The following is a 16,653-nucleotide window of genomic DNA, read 5'->3' on the forward strand; positions in this document are numbered from 1 at the left end:
GGTCGGCACCCTAACGGCAGAGCCCCCGGCTCAGAACAGCACGCTCATGAAGGCTCCGACCTCACGGAAGCCGACCCGGCGGTAGGCGGCGCGTGCCGCGACGTTGAAGTCGTTGACGTAGAGGCTGACCACGGGCGCGACATCGGCGAGCGCGAAGCGGAGGACGGCTGCCATGCCCGTCTCCGAGAGCCCCTGGCCGCGGTACTCGGGGGCGACCCAGACGCCCTGGATCTGGCAGGCCCGCGAGGTGGCCGCGCCGATCTCGGCCTTGAAGACGACCTTGCCGTCGTCGATACGGGCGAAGGAGCGTCCGGAACCGACCAGTTCCGCAACTCGTGCCTGGTAGAGCAGCCCGCCATCGCCTGCGGTCGGAGATACGCCGACCTCCTCGGTGAACATGGCCACGCAAGCAGGCATCACCACGTCGAGCTCATCCTTGCGGATCCGCCGGACCAGCGGGTCCGGCGGGACATCGGCCGACGGCTGCTCGGTGACCATCAGCGGCTGGTTGGGGCGGACATCGCGGGCCGGGCCCCAGCTCGGTTCGAGCAGTTTCCAGAGCAGTGCGGTCGGCTCGGCCGGGCCGACGATGGACGAGCAGCGGCGTCCGGCTCTGCGGGCGCGATCCGCGAACGCCCTGACGGCTTCCGGGCCGGCGCAGATCGGCACCAGGTTGGCTCCGGAGTAGCACAGCGAGCGGAGCCGCCCGTCGGTGTACCACCCCCACATCTCGCCGCCGAGACGCCAGGGGTCGAGGCCGGCGATCTGCACTCGGGAGGTGACAAAGGCGTTGACGACGGGCTCGCTGTGGAGAAGTGCGAGTGCCGCGTCGAGTTCGCTGGGTTCGAGGACCCGGGTGGTGGTCTGCGTCAACACGTGGGGCCTCACCATACGGTCTGCTGATCTCCGCACTGTACCTGGCGTGTCGGCCGTGTGCGGATACGGAGGAAGCCCCGTCCGCAGTGCGGACGGGGCTTTCCGGCCGGGGAACCAGGTCAGCTGATGGAGACCTCGGGCTCGCCGCTCATCACGCCGTCCTTCTCCATCTGTTCGGCGATCTTCAGGGCCTCTTCGATGAGGGTCTCGACGATCTTCGACTCGGGCACGGTCTTGATGACCTCGCCCTTCACGAAGATCTGGCCCTTGCCATTGCCCGACGCCACACCCAGGTCGGCCTCACGGGCCTCTCCCGGACCGTTCACCACACAGCCCATCACCGCGACCCGCAGCGGTACCTCCATGCCCTCCAGACCCGCCGAGACCTGGTCGGCGAGCTTGTACACATCCACCTGCGCGCGACCGCAGGACGGACAGGAGACGATTTCCAGCCGCCGCTGGCGAAGGTTCAGCGACTCAAGGATCTGGATACCGACCTTGACCTCCTCCGCCGGCGGCGCCGACAGCGAAACCCTGATGGTGTCGCCGATGCCCTCACTCAGCAGCGCGCCGAAGGCCACCGCCGACTTGATGGTGCCCTGGAACGCGGGGCCGGCCTCCGTCACACCCAGGTGCAGCGGATAGTCCGACTGAGCTGCCAGCTGCCGGTAGGCATTGACCATGATCACCGGGTCGTTGTGCTTCACCGAGATCTTGATGTCCCGGAAACCGTGCTCCTCGAAGAGCGACGCCTCCCACAGTGCCGACTCGACCAGCGCCTCAGGTGTCGCCTTGCCGTACTTCTGCAGCAGCCGCGCGTCCAGCGATCCGGCGTTCACGCCGATACGGATCGGGGTTCCCGCGTCCGACGCCGCCTTGGCGATCTCCCGCACCTTGTCGTCGAACTGCTTGATGTTGCCCGGGTTCACGCGTACCGCCGCGCACCCGGCGTCGATCGCCGCGAACACGTACTTCGGCTGAAAGTGAATGTCCGCGATGACCGGAATCTGCGACTTTTTCGCGATGGTCGCGAGGGCATCGGCATCGTCCTGTGTCGGGCACGCGACCCGCACGATCTGGCATCCCGAGGCGGTCAGTTCGGCGATCTGCTGGAGCGTCGCGCCGATGTCGGAGGTCCGCGTCGTGGTCATCGACTGCACCGAAACCGGCGCATCGCCACCGACCGCCACCGACCCGACCTGGATCTTGCGGCTGACCCTCCGGTCGGCGAGCTTGGTCGGAACGTCCGGCATTCCGAGAGAAATCGCAGTCATGCGCAGTGCATCCCCAAGGTCTGGATCGAGGTCCCGGAATCAACGGGCTTCGGCCTCCGAGATTACGGCACCTGTGGCGATGGGCGAACATCAGCGCCCATAACAACGGTCCAAACCACCCGAAGGCGGCGGCCGCACCCCGGGAGGATGCGGCCGCCGCCCTTCGGGTGTGCGCTGTCAGGTGATCTTGACCGGGTTGACGATGTCGGCCACCAGCACGAGGAGCGTGAAGCAGATGAAGACACCGGCCACCACATAGGCCACAGGCATCAGCTTCGCCACATCGAAGGGACCGGGATCGGGGCGCTTGAAGACCTTGGCGAGGTTCCGCCGCAGCGCCTCCCAGAGCGCGCCCGCGATGTGCCCGCCGTCCAGCGGCAGCAGCGGCAGCATGTTGAAGAGGAAGAGGGAAAGATTGAAACCGGCCAGCAGGAACAGCATCATCGCGATCTGGTTCTGCGCCGGGACGTGCAGCGTCATCACCTCACCGCCGATGCGAGCCGCACCGACCACACCGACCGGCGAGTCAGCCTTGCGTTCGCCGCCGTCGAAGGCCGCGTTCCACAGGTCGGGGATCTTGCCCGGCATCGCGACGATCGAGTCGACACCGTTCTCGATCATGTCCCCCATCCGGTTGACCGAGGCTCCGAGGGAGAGCGGCTTGATCTCGGTCTGCGCGGCGAATCCCAGGTAGCCGGCGGCGACGAACTTGTCCGGCACGACTTCGCCGTTGGAGTCCTTCTTGGCGACCAGGTTCTTGGCCAGGGTGGCGTGCAGTGTCTGCTGCTGTCCGTCGCGCACCACGGTGAGGGTGGCCGGGCCGATGGTGTCGCGGATGTCGTCCGACAGGGTGGCCCAGTCGGAAACACGGTGTCCGTTGAACGCGACGATCCGGTCGCCCTTCTCCAGACCCGCCGCCCGGGCCGGCGAGACCGGGTCGCCCTTCTGGCAGGTCTGCCGTTTCTCGCTCTGCGAGATGACGCACTTCTGGACCCCCGCCACCTCGGTGGTCTGGGTCTGGAAGCCGAAGGACATCGCGACACCGACGAAGATCACCACGGCGAGGATCAGGTTCATGAAGGGGCCGGCGAACATCACGATGACGCGCTTCCAGGGCTTGCGGGTGTAGAACAGCCGCTCCTCGTCACCGTCCTCCAGCTCCTCGAAGGCCGCCGACCGTGCGTCCTCGACCATGCTGCGCCAGGGGGAACTGGACCGGGCCTCGATCCTCCCGTCGGGTCCCGGCGGGAACATCCCGATCATGCGGATGTAGCCGCCGGCCGGGATCGCCTTGACCCCGTACTCCGTGTCGCCCTTCTTCCGCGACCAGATGGTCGGGCCGAAGCCCACCATGTACTGCGGGACACGGATGCCGAAGAGCTTCGCCGTCGAGAGATGGCCCAGCTCGTGCCAGGCAATCGAGAACAGCAGCCCGAAGGCAAAAATGACGATGCCGAGGACCGTCAACAGAATCGTGGTCATGCGCGAGCCTCCGCTGTGGCCTTCTCGGCGAGTTCACGGGCCCGGGCTCGTGCCCAGGTCTCCGCCTGCAGGACGTCCGCGACCGTGAGGGAAGTTCCCGCGCGGGGTTCGCCATGCTCGGCCACGACTGCAGTGACCGTATCCATAATCCCGTTGAACGGCAGCTTTCCGCCGAGGAAGGCATCGACGCACTCCTCGTTCGCCGCGTTGAAGACGGCGGGTGCGGTGCCCCCGACGGCGCCGACATGGCGGGCCAGACCGACCGAGGGGAAGGCCTCGGTGTCCAGCGGGAAGAATTCCCAGCTGGATGCCTTGGTCCAGTCGAAGGCGGGTGCCGCGTCCGGGACACGCTGCGGCCAGCCCAGGCCGATGGCGATCGGCCCGCTCATGTCCGGCGGGGTGGCCTGGGCCAGCGTCGAACCGTCGGTGAACTCCACCATGGAGTGCACATACGACTGGGGGTGCACCACGACCTCGATGCGGTCGAAGGGGATGTCGTAGAGGAGATGCGCCTCGATGACCTCAAGGCCCTTGTTGACCAGTGTCGCGGAGTTCACCGTGATCACCGGGCCCATCGCCCAGGTGGGGTGCGCGAGCGCGGCGTCGGGGGTGACATCAGCCAGCTCCGCCCTGGTACGGCCCCGGAAGGGCCCGCCCGACGCGGTGACGACGATCCTGCGGACATCGGAGCGCTTGCCGGACGCCAGCGCCTGGAAGAGTGCGGCGTGCTCGGAGTCGACCGGGATGATCTGGCCGGGCTCGGCCAGCGCCTTCACCAATGGGCCGCCGACGATCAGCGACTCCTTGTTGGCGAGTGCGAGGGTACGGCCGGCCCGCAGGGCGGCGAGGGTGGGAGCGAGCCCGATGGAACCGGTGATGCCGTTCAGCACGGTGTGGCAGTCGGAGGCGGCGAGCTCGGTTGCCGCCTCGGCACCGGCCAGGATCTCCGGCACCGGCTCCGAGCCGTACTCCTCCTTCAGCGCCTCGCGCAGCGCGGGGACCGCGTCCTCGCGGGCGACAGCGACCTGACGGACGCGCAGCCTGTGCGCCTGCTCGGCAAGGAGTGCGACCCGTCCGCCGGCTGCGGACAGCGCCGTGACACGGAAGCGGTCGGGATTGCGCAGCACCAGGTCGATGGCCTGGGTACCGATGGACCCGGTCGAGCCGAGGACGACGATGTCCCGGCGTCCTTCGATCGGGTCGAAGGTGATATGCGGGTCGGCGAGGGGGGCAGGGCTGTCGCTCATCCCCCCATTGTTGCCGCATCGGCTGTCCGCCAGGACAGTGCGCCCCACATCCGGCCTCAGTTCGTCGCCGCCCGGAACTTCTGCCACTGCTCGTCGAGCACGGTCCGGGGCACACCGCCGACGTCCTCCGAAGAGCCGCTCCCGGTGCGGAAGGAGAGGGTGGTGGACCCGTGGCGAACGACGGTCAGGTACTCGTAGTGCCTCTGCTCCCCCGCGACGTCCCGGACGGTGAAACGGAACGCCTTCGCCTCGTCGCCGGTCTTCGGCGGACGGAGCGTCTCGGCCCTGAGGTAGTCGGCGTCGACGACGGTGCGGTCCTCGGTGAAGCCGCCCCGGCAGGCGGCGCCCGCCCTGCCGAGCGCCTTCATCACCCGGACCGCGTCCCCGTGCGCGTAGGAGCGGAGCTGTACGGCGGTGTTCTCCCCCAGCGGTTCGCCCGGCCGCTGGACCTCGCGGTTCACCTCGGCCGTGGGTGCGCCGTACCGCGCCGTTCCCTTGCTGAGGCTGACGAGCGGCAGGCACACGGCCGGGTCGGCCGAGTACTCGTCGCCGAAGGGACTGTTCAGGCCGTATTCACCGGCCGTGAAGGACCCCACCTTCTCGCCGTCGGTGAAGGAGGCAGCCGTGAGCCGTGCCTTGCTCAGCGGTTCCGGCGCCCGGACGGCCGTGGCGGCCGGCTTGTCGTCGTGCCGTCCGCCGCTGCTCCCGCATGCCACCGCGCTCGCGCAGAGCACGGTGACGAGTGCGGCGACCGCCGCACGGCACCATTGCCGTGTCTCCGTCTGGTACATCCCCGCCCCTGTGATCCGGTCAGGCATCGATCAAGGTGTGATTGTGCGGCACGGGAGTACTCCGGGTCTGCCGATCCGGCAATCCGCGCCCGTTCCGTCACCAGGCGCGGCGCAGCGCCGTGAACACCTCGTGGAAGTCCGGGAAGGTCTTACGGACGCAGCCCGGGTCGTCGAAGGTGATGCCGGGGGTACGCAGACCGGTGACCGCGAAGGACATGACGATGCGGTGGTCGCCGTGGGTGGTGACCGCGGCGGGTTCCGGAGTGCCCGGCCGGATCTCGATCCAGTCCGGTCCCGTGGCGACCTCGATGCCCAGGGCGCGGAGGTTCTGGGCACACGCGTCGAGCCGGTCGCACTCCTTCACCCGGGTGTTGCCCACGTCCTCGATGCGCACCGGTCCTGCCGCGAAGGGCGCGATGGCGGCGAGGGTCGGCATGGTGTCGGAGATGTCGCGCATATTGACCGTCAGGCCCTGGAGACGGTCCGGGCCGGTGACCGTGGTGCCCGTCGATGTCGTACGCACCTCCGCGCCCATCCGCCCGAGCACGTCGACGAAACCGAGATCGCCCTGGAGTGCGTCTGTCCCGAGCCCGGGGACGGTGATCTCGCGACCGGTGACCGCGGCAGCCGCGAAGAAGTAACTGGCCGTGGAGGCATCCGGCTCGACGGGGTACACCGTCGCCCGGTAGCCCCCCGGCGGAACGGTGAACACGGTGCCCTCACGAGCCACATCGACACCGAAGCTGCGCATCATCGCGAGCGTGATCTCGATGTACGGGGCGGAGACCAGGTCCGTGACATCGATGCTCAGTCCCTCAGCGGTCAGCGGACCGAGCATCAGCAGGGCGGTCAGGTACTGGGAGGACTGGCCCGCGTCGAGAGTGATGTCTCCGCCCTTGATACCGGACGCGGCGATCCGCAGCGGATGGTGGCCCTGCGCCCCCTCGTGGACGAGATCGACACCCAGTTCCTGGAGCGCACGGGTGAGCGGGGCCAGCGGTCGGCGGCGCATCTGCGCGGACGCGTCGAAACGGAAGGTGCCGTGGCCGGCCGCGGCGAGCGTGGGCAGGAAGCGGGCGGTGGTGGCGCCGTCCCGGCAGTAGACCTCGGCCTCGGCGGCTCCGGGCCCGGCGGGCCTGCCCTCGATGCGCCAGCGGCCGGGAGCGCGGTCGACCCGGTAGCCGAGCCGGACAAGCCCCTCGGCGAAGCCCTCCGTGTCGTCGGACACCAGTGGGCGCTCCAGGACGGTACTGCCGTCGGCCGCTGCGGCCAGGAACAGGGCGCGGGCGGTCACGGACTTGGAGCCGGGGATTTCGATCACGGTCACGGGCGGACATTCTGCCCTGCCCGCGCACCGCGTGCCGGAGCGGTCCGGACCGTGGACCGCTCCGGCCGCGCCGTCAGCGGATCGGCCGGTGGACGTTGTCCTTGCTTGAGGGACCCGGTGTCGCGTCGGCGATCCAGGGGCCCTCGCCCGAGGGATCGACGATGCCGTCCTCCAGCCAGGTGTAGGTACCGGAGAGAACTCCCGACACGACCTTGCGGTCCAGGTCGTCGGTGTTGTTCCACAGCCTGCCGAAGAGTTCCTCGACGCGGATGCGGGACTGACGGCAGAACACATCGGCCAGTTGGTACGCCTCACGGCCGTTCGTGTCCGTGGTGCGCAGCAGCTCGGCCCGGACACAGGCCGCGCTCATGGCGAAGAGCTCGGCGCCGATGTCGACGATGCGCCCCAGGAAGCCCTGCTTGGTCTCCATCTTCCCCTGCCAGCGCGACATGGCGTAGAAGGTCGACCGCGCCAGCTTGCGGGCAGAGCGCTCGACATAGCGCAGATGGGTGGCGAGATCCGGGTGTCCTTCCGGATGGAAGGCGGCGTAGGAACCGGGCAGTCCGCCCGGACCCGCGACCAGCTTCGGGAGCCAGCGGGCGTAGAAGGCGGTGGCCTGGGCGCCCGCCTTCGCCTTGTCGGAGAAGGACTTCTCCGGGTCGATCAGATCGCCGGCCACCGAGAGATGAGCGTCGACGGCCTCCCGGGCGATCAGCAGGTGCATGATCTCCGTCGAGCCCTCGAAGATGCGGTTGATCCGCATGTCACGGAGCATCTGCTCGGCGGGCACCGGCCGTTCACCGCGGGCCGCGAGGGAGTCCGCCGTCTCGAAGCCGCGGCCTCCGCGGATCTGGACCAGCTCATCGGCCATCAGCCAGCCCATCTCGGAGCCGTACAGCTTCGCGAGCGCCGCCTCGATACGGATGTCGTTGCGATTCTCGTCGGCCATCTGGGAGGAGAGATCGACCACCGCCTCGAGGGCGAACGTGGTCGCGGCGATGAACGAGATCTTGGCGCCGACAGCCTCGTGCCGGGCAACCGGCCTGCCCCACTGCTCCCGCTCGCCAGACCATTCGCGGGCGGTCTTCAGACACCACTTTCCCGCACCCACGCACATCGCGGGCAGCGAGAGGCGGCCCGTGTTGAGAGTGGTGAGGGCGATCTTGAGGCCGGCGCCCTCGGGACCGATGCGGTTGGCCGCGGGAACGCGGACCTGGTGGAAGCGGGTGACGCCGTTCTCCAGACCGCGCAGGCCCATGAAGGCATTGCGGTTCTCGACGGTGATTCCCGGCGAGTCGGCCTCGACGACAAAGGCGGTGATGCCGCCCTTGCGCTCCTCCGTTTTGGGCACCCGGGCCATGACCACCAGCAGGTCGGCCACGACGCCGTTGGTCGTCCAGAGCTTGACCCCGTCGAGGACATAGGAATCGCCGTCCGGTACGGCGGTGGTCGCCAGACGGGCCGGGTCCGAGCCGACGTCGGGCTCGGTGAGGAGGAACGCGGAAATGTCCGTACGGGCCAGGCGCGGCAGGAAAGCGTCCTTCTGCTCCTGGGTGCCGAACAGCTTCAGCGGCTGCGGCACGCCGATCGACTGGTGGGCGGAGAGCAGTGCGCCGACGGCCGGGCTGGCCGACCCGACCAGGGACAGCGCCCTGTTGTAGTAGACCTGGGTGAGGCCGAGCCCGCCGTACCTGGTGTCGATCTTCATGCCGAGGGCGCCGAGCTCCTTGAGCCCGTTGACCGTCTCGTCGGGGATCCTGGCCTCACGCTCGATCAGCGCACCGTCGATCCGGGTGTCGCAGAATTCGCGGAGGGTCGCCAGGAATTTCTCGCCCCGCCTGACGTCCTCACTGTCCGGCATGGGATGCGGATGGATCAGGTCGAGCCTGAAGCGGCCGAGGAACAGTTCCTTCGCGAAACTCGGCTTGCGCCAGTCCCGTTCCCGGGCCGCCTCGGCGACCTCGCGCGCTTCGCGCTCGGTGACCTTGGGTTTGTCGTGTGGCTGAGTCTTGTCGAGTGGTGCGGTCATGAGGGCACTCCTCACCGCGGGGATCGAGTGGACGCACCTACCCGCTACCGAGCGGTGCTACTCGTCCGTATGTACCCCATTACCGCCGCCTCGACCACCCCGCGCGTGCCGGTGGAGTGGTCGAGGGGACAGAAGGTGCCCGATCGGCTCAGAGCGCGAGACCGGTGAAGACCATGACGCGCTCGTAGGTGTAGTCCTCCATCGCGAAGCGCACACCCTCGCGGCCGACGCCGGACTGCTTGGCGCCGCCGTACGGCATCTGGTCCGCGCGGTACGAGGGCACGTCACCGACGATCACACCGCCGACCTCGAGAGCGCTGTGCGCCCGGAAAGCCGCCTGCACGTCGTGGGTGAACACACCAGCCTGAAGCCCGTACTTGGAGTCGTTGACGGCGGCGAAGGCCTCCGCCTCGCCGTCCACCTTCGTCAGCGAGAGCACCGGGCCGAAGACCTCCTCGCAGGCGAGGGTGGTGTCGGCGGGGACGTCCGCCAGCACCGTCGGAGCGTAGGAGGCGCCGTCACGGGTGCCGCCGGCGAGCAGCTTGGCGCCCGCCTTCACGGCCTCGTCGACCCAGGACTCGACACGCCTGGCCGCGTCCTCGCTGACCAGCGGGCCCACGTCGGTGCCGGCGTCCGTGGGGTCGCCGGTGCCCTGCTTGGCGACCGCCTCGACGATCTTCGGGACGAGTCGCTCGTACACCGAGGTGTCCGCGATCACCCGCTGCACCGAGATGCAGGACTGGCCGCCCTGGTAGTTCGAGAAGGTGGCGATACGGGTCGCGGCCCAGTCGAGGTCCTTCTCCGAGGCGTAGTCGGCGAGGACCACGGCCGCGCCGTTGCCGCCCAGCTCCAGGGTGATGTGCTTGCGCGGGACCGAGTCCATGATCGCGAAGCCGACCTTGTCGGAGCCGGTGAACGAGATGACGGGCAGACGCTCGTCCTGGACGAGTGCGGGCATCCGGTCGTTGCCGACCGGCAGGATCGACCAGGAGCCGGCCGGCAGCTCGGTCTCGGCGAGAAGTTCGCCGAGAATCAGGCCGGAGAGCGGCGTCGCCGGAGCGGGCTTGAGGATGATCGGCGCACCGACCGCGATCGCCGGGGCGAGCTTGTGGGCGCAGAGGTTGAGCGGGAAGTTGAACGGCGCGATGCCGAGGACGGTGCCGCGCGGGAACCGGCGGGTCAGGGCCAGGCGGCCCGCACCCCCGGCGTCGGTGTCAAGGCGCTGCGCCTCGCCGCCGTTGTAACGGCGGGCCTCCTCGGCGGCGAACCGGAACACGGAGACGGCGCGGCCGACCTCACCACGGGCCCACTTGATGGGCTTGCCGTTCTCGGCGGTGATCAGCTGGGCGATCTCCTCGGTGCGCTCGACGAGACGGCGGGAGACATGGTCGAGGGCGGCGGCCCTGACGTGGGCCGGGGTGGCTGCGAACTCGTCCCGCACGGCGTGCGCGGCGGCCACCGCTTCCTCGACCTGGGCATCGGTGGGAACCGAAGCCGTGCCGACCAGCCGGCCGTCCCAGGGGGAGGTGACATCGAGGGTGTCCTCGCCGGTGGCCTGGCGGCCGGCGAGCCAGAAGGCATGGGTGGAGGTCATCGGTTCCGGCCCTTCCGTGGTGTGGATTGTGGTCCCCACGGTAGGGGTGAGGCGGCCGTCCGGCGTTTGTCCGGGGTGGAGTGATGAGAGAGCCGGAGGCGCCGGAATGTCGTGTCGGGAAGGACCCCTCCGCGGAGCCCCCTCCCGCTGCCCGCCCCTGCCCCGACCGGGGTTGCGGGCATGGGACGGGGCCGCGGGTTGTCCGCCGCCCGGTCAGCCGGTCAGCCCGTCACGACATGCTGGTGGCCTTGAGCGCCAGCCACAGCTCCATCCGCACATCGGGATCGTCCAGCGACCGACCCAGGATCTCCTCCACCCTGCGCATCCGGTAGCGCAGCGTGTGCCGGTGCACCCCCAGGTCCGCGGCCGCCGCGTCCCACTGCCCGTGGTGCGAGAGCCATGCCCGCAGGGAGGCCACCAGATCCCCGCGCCCTGTCGCGTCGTGCTCGTGCAGCGGCCTCAGCATTCCGTCGGCGAAGGCCCGTACCGCGTCGTCCGCGAGCAGCGGCACCACCGAGCCTGCGGCGAGCTCCTCGTGCTCGACCAGGATCCTGCCCCGTCGCCTGGCCACCGAGAGCGCCTGCTCCGCCTGTTTGTACGCGGACGCGGCCGCGATCGTGCCGGCCGGCGCCGACTGGCCGATGACGATTCCGTCGTCCTCGGCGGCGGGGCCGGCGGGCTCCGCGGAGGCGCGCAGGGTCTCCAGCGCCGCCGCGTGGGAGGTGCAGGCGGCCACCGCCGCCCCGCCATCCCTGGCGAGCACCACGAGCCGCTCACCCTCGGGGATGACGAGCACCATCTCGCCCGCCCGGGACGCCCCGGACTCCAGGGCCTCGGAGAGTTCCTGCAGCGCGCCCGGTGCCCCCTCCGCGATGAGTAGCCGGTAGGGGGCGTCGAGCAGCCCGTTGTAGAGATCCCCGGCGACCGCCCTGGCGTGGTCGGGTTCACCGGCCAGCAGCATCCGGAGCACAGCGGCGCCGAGCCGCTGTTCGGCGGCCTGCAGGGACCTGGAGCGTTCGGTGGTCAGGGTGAGCAGGGCGATCGCCGAGTGCAGTGCGTAGCGCTCCGCGGTGCCCAGCGGGGCGGCCGTTCCGACGGCGAGGGCGCCGTGCGGGCGGCGCCCGGTGCCCAGGGACTGCAGCTCGACCCGGTCATCGGAACCGCCGACCACCGCGCTCGCCGGAGCGGGCCGCTCGCGCAGCCGCTCCACATCGGGGGTGAGCCTCGCCGCGCGGCGCGCCGCCCACTCCGGCGCGGCGGCGACCACGGCCCCCGACGCGTCGTACAACGCGGCCCAGCCCTGCACATGCGCGGCGAGTCTGGCGAGGAGATCGCCGGGACCGTCACCGGTCAGCGCGGCCCTGGTCAGTTCGCGCTGGGCCTCGAAGCCCGCGGTGACGGACCGGTACTGGTCGGCTGCGATCGCCGCCGAGACCGCCTTGCTGATGGCGAGGAACGGGGTGCGGCGCGGCACCTCGAGGAGCGGCAGGTCCTCCTCCTCGGCCGCCGTCACCAGCGCCGGCGGGATGTCCTCGTAGTTGACGCCGACCGCGAAGCCGAGGCCGACGACCCCGGCCTTGGCGAGCCGCCGTACGTAGCGGCGCATCGCATCGGGGTCGCCGGTGTCGAGGGTCATCGCGGTGATGAGGAGAAGCTCGCCGCCCTCCATGTACGGCACCGGGTCGGCGAGCTCGCTGACATGGGCCCAGCGCACCGGCGTATCCAGGCGGCCCTCCCCCGCACGCACGGTCAGCTTGAGCGTGGAGTGGTGAACCAGGGAGGCAAGGGTGGGCGGCATGGAGGGACCGTAGGACCTTCGGCTGAAGAACGAGTGAGAAATACGCCGTCCCGTATGAACGGCTCTTACAATTCTGCCAGCCCGTACGGGTGTCCCGCGCCCGCTCGGCGGTGTGGATCCGTCTCAGCCGCGCAGATTCACCAACAGTGGCGGCGCGTGTTCACCGCGTACCGAGGTGAGCGACAGCACCGCGTGACCGGCCGGCACGGAGTGCGCCAGGTCGGACGCGGACCACCGCTCGCGCTCCACCTTCCGCACGGTCACCGCGTCCGTCGTCACGGCCTTGCCTGTGACGAGCTTCCGGAAGGCGTGGATAGCCCTGGTGAGCGGCTGGTCGGCGAAGACGGTGCGCTGGGTGACGTCGCGGGTCTCGACCCATTCGGTGCCCCATGCCTCGGCGAAGGACCTGCCCTCCCAGGTCGTCACCCCGGAGAACGCCATCCGGCAGCCGGCGGCCCCGAGCAGAGCGGTCTGCAGCTCTTCGGGGACGTCGCTGAGACTGCGCAGGGTGAGAACCGCCCCGGCGTGCGACGAGCGCAGCCGCTGGATGGAGCGGACGGAGTCTGCGGTGACGGTACGGGTGGCGTCGTCAAGGACCAGGCAGGCGAAGAGGGAACGGTCGGCGCGTGCCGAAGCGCTCGCGGTGAACTGGGCGAGGATCAGCCGTGCGAGGACCCTCGACGCCTCGGCATGGGCGCGTTCGGGAAGGTCGACCCGGACCCGGACGGGGTGTTCCAGGGCACGCAGCGAGAACGGGCGGGCCCGGTTGCCGGCACCCTTGCCGCTGTCGGCGAACCCCGTGACGTTGAAGAAGCCGGCGAACGCCGGCCGGTCGAGGACCGCGACGCGGTCGGCCAGCGCGGCGCCCGGGTCGCCCGGTGCGCCGGCCTGGCGGGCGCGGGCGTCGAGTTCCCGCTGAAGTCCGAAGTGGCCCCCCGCGTCAAGTGCTTCGCGCAGCGAGGCGAGCGCCGCGGGCACCCCGTCCAGCAGCTCACGCAGGTCCGGTACGGAGGGGAAGTGACCGTGGGCCGCGTGGAAGGGGCCGAGCAACTGGGCGAGGGCGGTGCCCGCACGCCGGCTGTCGACCTCGGGGAGATCGCCGGTGAGTGCCTCGGCGAGCATCGCCGCGGCCTCGTCGGGGTCGGTGGTGCCGCCGTACAGGTCCAGATCATGGACGGAAGTGGGATCTCCAGGCTTGATGATCACGTCGTACGCCTCGTCCGGCCCCAGCTGGGTGCCGGCCGCGGCGACCGCGATCACGGCGGACCGCCCGGCGAGCGCCTGGAGGGCGAGGGATTCCACCACGGGCCGCACCAGATACCGGGTCTTGCCCGCGCCCGGCGGGCCGACGGCCAGCAGCGAGGTGCCGAGCAGCTCGGGGTCGAGCGCCAGTCCGCTGCCGCGCCGGGGGTAGGGGTTGCGCTCTCCGTCGTCGACAGCGCCGAGCCTGACCTGACCGACCAGCAGGTCGTGCCGGGCCGCGCGCACCGGCAGGTCACGGTCGCCCGAGGGGTGCACACAGGCTGCCGAGCCGCTCTGCCGCACCGCTTCGGTGAAGGCGCCGAGCCGGGAGGGATCCGCCTGGACGGAGCGCCAGGCGCGGCGGATCCGCGTGAAGTCGACATCGTTCATCCGGCCGGACCGCACCTCGTCGGACAGCCGGTCGGCGAGTTCGACGAGCCCCTGGCCGCGCAGCTCGGGCCAGTCATCGGCCTGTGCGCCAGCCGAAGGGTCCTGAGCCCGGACAGCGGGCCCGGGCTCGGGCCGCGCGGCACGCTGTTGCGGTACGGGGGCCGGCCGCAGCAGCCGGCCCCACCGGCCGAGCCGGGCGAACGGCCAGAGCACCGCAAGGGTGATCAGCGCGTACAGGGTGTAGACGACGAACGCCGCCGTGATGTGGTCACCGCCGCCGTTCAGCCAGGACCCGGGCACCAGCATGAAGACCAGGTCGAGCCCCGGCAGGGTGCCCGACCAGACGAGCAGCCAGACGAGGAAGGCGCCCACCAGCGCCGCGGTCGCACGGGCCCGAGGGCTCCGGCCCTCGACTCCGCGCTCGAACGCACCGCGCCAGTCCCCCAGCCGGCCGAAGCCGTAGACGAGAGCTCCCGCGATCAGGCACCGGTAGATCTCCAGCGCGTTGTCGGCCGCCTGCGGCACCGGTTCGCCCAGCCGCTTCGCGGTCCACCACTCACCTGGGGTGAAGAGCTCGAGCGGGACGCGCCAGTAGGGGATGTAGCCATTGCGCCAGAGCGACCAGACCAGCACGCAGGCGAGCAGCGAGATCACCGCGCCGCTCAGCACCGTACGGCCGGGCAGGTTCTCCGACTCCGCGGGCCGCTCCACGTGTCCGTAGGCCCAGACGCCGGGTCCCGCGTGATCACGCGGAGCCCGCAGCCATTCGGTCAGCGCCGGTCCCGTCCCCGGCGCATGGGCGGGCGGCGGCGGGACGTCGGGCGGCCCGGCGGGACGCGGTACCGGGTTGACCCCCCGGGTGCCGCGTGCGTCGTACGTGCCTTCGGATTCCATGACCCCTGCCCCCTGACCAGCCAGGTCTGCCCTGTGCGTCGCATCCGGATCTCGGCCCTCAATCTAGTGCCACGTTCCCGTTACCGGGCGTCATCACGCGCCTATGTCCGTGGCGGACAACGACACATCCGGACCAGTACCTAACGGAGCATGCCGCGCCCCTGGGCCCGCCCCTAGCCTGCTGAGAGAGGAAGCGTCCGATTTCACCCCACAGGAGCCCCCATGACCGCTCTCCCGCAGGAGCGCCGCGTCGTCACCGCCATCCCCGGCCCGAAGTCGCAGGAGCTGCAGGCCCGTCGTACCGCCGCGGTCGCCGCGGGTGTCGGCTCCGTGCTGCCGGTCTTCACGACCCGCGCGGGCGGCGGCATCATCGAGGACGTCGACGGCAACCGTCTCATCGACTTCGGTTCCGGTATCGCCGTGACCTCCGTCGGCGCGTCCGCCGAGGCCGTGGTCCGCCGCGCGTCCGCGCAGCTCGCCGACTTCACCCACAGCTGTTTCATGGTCACGCCGTACGAGGGCTACGTCGAGGTCTGCGAGCAGCTCGCCGAGCTGACCCCCGGTGACCACGCCAAGAAGTCGGCCCTCTTCAACTCCGGCGCCGAGGCCGTCGAGAACGCCGTGAAGATCGCCCGTGCGTACACCAAGCGCCAGGCCGTCGTGGTCTTCGACCACGGCTACCACGGCCGCACCAACCTCACGATGGCGCTGACCGCGAAGAACATGCCGTACAAGAACGGCTTCGGCCCCTTCGCACCCGAGATCTACCGGGTGCCCGTGGCCTACGGCTACCGCTGGCCCAGCGGCCCCGAGAACGCGGGCGCCGAGGCCTCCGCGCAGGCCATCGACATGATCAGCAAGCAGATCGGTGCGGAGAACGTCGCCGCGGTCATCATCGAGCCGGTCCTCGGCGAGGGCGGCTTCATCGAGCCGGCCAAGGGCTTCCTGCCCGCCATCGCACAGTTCGCCAAGGACAACGGCATCGTCTTCGTCGCCGACGAGATCCAGTCCGGTTTCTGCCGCACCGGCCAGTGGTTCGCGTCCGAGGACGAGGGCATCGTCCCGGACCTGATCACCACCGCCAAGGGCATTGCGGGCGGCCTGCCGCTCTCCGCGGTGACCGGCCGCGCCGAGATCATGGACGCCGCGCACGCCGGCGGTCTCGGCGGCACCTACGGCGGGAACCCGGTGGCCTGCGCCGCTGCGCTCGGCGCCATCGAGACCATGAAGGAGCTCGACCTCAACGCGAGGGCCAAGCGCATCGAGGAGGTCATGAAGACCCGCCTCGCGGCGGTCCAGGAGAAGTACGACATCGTCGGCGACGTCCGCGGCCGCGGCGCCATGATCGCCATCGAGCTGGTCAAGTCCGGTACCAAGGACCCCAACCCGGAGGTGACCGCGGCTCTGGCCAAGGCTTGCCATTCGGTCGGGCTCCTGGTCCTGACCTGCGGCACCTACGGCAACGTGCTGCGCTTCCTGCCCCCGCTGGTCATCGGCGAGGATCTGCTCAACGAGGGGCTCGACCTGCTGGAGCAGGCCTTCGCGGGCGTATGACCTCCCGCGGCGGTCGGAGCATGTGAAGAAGGTGTGCGGGGCCGATGGCGGGATGGGAATGTCGCTGTCGGCCCCCGGGTCTTCTGCCGTACGGTTTCCGCAGATGAGAGAAACACCTCGCTCGAGGGTGACCGAGAGCGATTCCAGGCAAGGGC

Annotated in this window: 11 protein-coding genes; 1 reads left to right on the forward strand and 10 read right to left on the reverse strand. The window is 70.2% G+C overall.

Annotated features, from left to right (window positions below):
* Positions 1 to 30: 30 nt before the first annotated feature.
* The 10 genes from OHS16_RS07365 to OHS16_RS07410 form a co-directional block, all read right to left on the reverse strand.
* Positions 31 to 873, reverse strand: a complete 843-nt coding sequence (locus tag OHS16_RS07365) for a GNAT family N-acetyltransferase (protein WP_443042752.1) — start codon at positions 871 to 873, stop codon at positions 31 to 33.
* A gap of 122 nt (positions 874 to 995) precedes the next feature.
* On the reverse strand, positions 996 to 2,150 hold the full coding sequence (gene ispG / locus OHS16_RS07370) for a flavodoxin-dependent (E)-4-hydroxy-3-methylbut-2-enyl-diphosphate synthase (RefSeq protein WP_328536372.1): 1,155 nt from the start codon (positions 2,148 to 2,150) through the stop codon (positions 996 to 998).
* Between the two features lie 177 nt (positions 2,151 to 2,327).
* A complete protein-coding gene (locus OHS16_RS07375) occupies positions 2,328 to 3,632 on the reverse strand; it encodes a M50 family metallopeptidase (RefSeq protein ID WP_328536373.1) in 1,305 nt (434 codons plus the stop codon).
* Positions 3,629 to 4,879 carry a 1-deoxy-D-xylulose-5-phosphate reductoisomerase gene (gene dxr / locus OHS16_RS07380; RefSeq protein ID WP_328536374.1) on the reverse strand — a complete coding sequence of 417 codons (1,251 nt, stop codon included), beginning with the start codon at positions 4,877 to 4,879 and terminating at the stop codon, positions 3,629 to 3,631. Before dxr ends, OHS16_RS07375 begins: the two co-directional genes overlap by 4 nt.
* Before the next feature lie 56 nt (positions 4,880 to 4,935).
* Entirely contained in the window at positions 4,936 to 5,697 is a 762-nt protein-coding gene (locus OHS16_RS07385; RefSeq protein WP_328536375.1) for a hypothetical protein, read from the reverse strand.
* A gap of 70 nt (positions 5,698 to 5,767) precedes the next feature.
* Positions 5,768 to 6,997: a 3-phosphoshikimate 1-carboxyvinyltransferase gene (aroA, locus tag OHS16_RS07390; protein WP_328536376.1), complete on the reverse strand. Its 1,230-nt coding sequence runs from the start codon at positions 6,995 to 6,997 to the stop codon at positions 5,768 to 5,770.
* Between the two features lie 73 nt (positions 6,998 to 7,070).
* Positions 7,071 to 9,026, reverse strand: a complete 1,956-nt coding sequence (locus OHS16_RS07395) for an acyl-CoA dehydrogenase family protein (protein ID WP_328536377.1) — start codon at positions 9,024 to 9,026, stop codon at positions 7,071 to 7,073.
* A 148-nt stretch (positions 9,027 to 9,174) separates the two neighbouring features.
* Complete coding sequence (locus OHS16_RS07400) at positions 9,175 to 10,620, reverse strand: aldehyde dehydrogenase family protein (protein WP_328536378.1); 1,446 nt, start codon at positions 10,618 to 10,620, stop codon at positions 9,175 to 9,177.
* Positions 10,621 to 10,849: 229 nt separating this feature from the next.
* The gene (locus OHS16_RS07405; RefSeq protein WP_328536379.1) at positions 10,850 to 12,418 is read right to left on the reverse strand and encodes a PucR family transcriptional regulator; all 1,569 of its coding nucleotides are present in this window, start codon (positions 12,416 to 12,418) and stop codon (positions 10,850 to 10,852) included.
* A 123-nt stretch (positions 12,419 to 12,541) separates the two neighbouring features.
* Positions 12,542 to 14,944, reverse strand: coding sequence for an ATP/GTP-binding protein (locus OHS16_RS07410; RefSeq protein WP_328536380.1), 2,403 nt, complete (start codon positions 14,942 to 14,944; stop codon positions 12,542 to 12,544).
* Positions 14,945 to 15,166: 222 nt separating this feature from the next.
* Between OHS16_RS07410 and gabT the strand changes: the two genes are divergently transcribed.
* Positions 15,167 to 16,498, forward strand: coding sequence for a 4-aminobutyrate--2-oxoglutarate transaminase (gabT, locus tag OHS16_RS07415; RefSeq protein ID WP_328536381.1), 1,332 nt, complete (start codon positions 15,167 to 15,169; stop codon positions 16,496 to 16,498).
* Positions 16,499 to 16,653 lie beyond the last annotated feature (155 nt).

It is taken from the genome of Streptomyces sp. NBC_00344, from assembly GCF_036088315.1.
Taxonomy (GTDB): domain Bacteria; phylum Actinomycetota; class Actinomycetes; order Streptomycetales; family Streptomycetaceae; genus Streptomyces.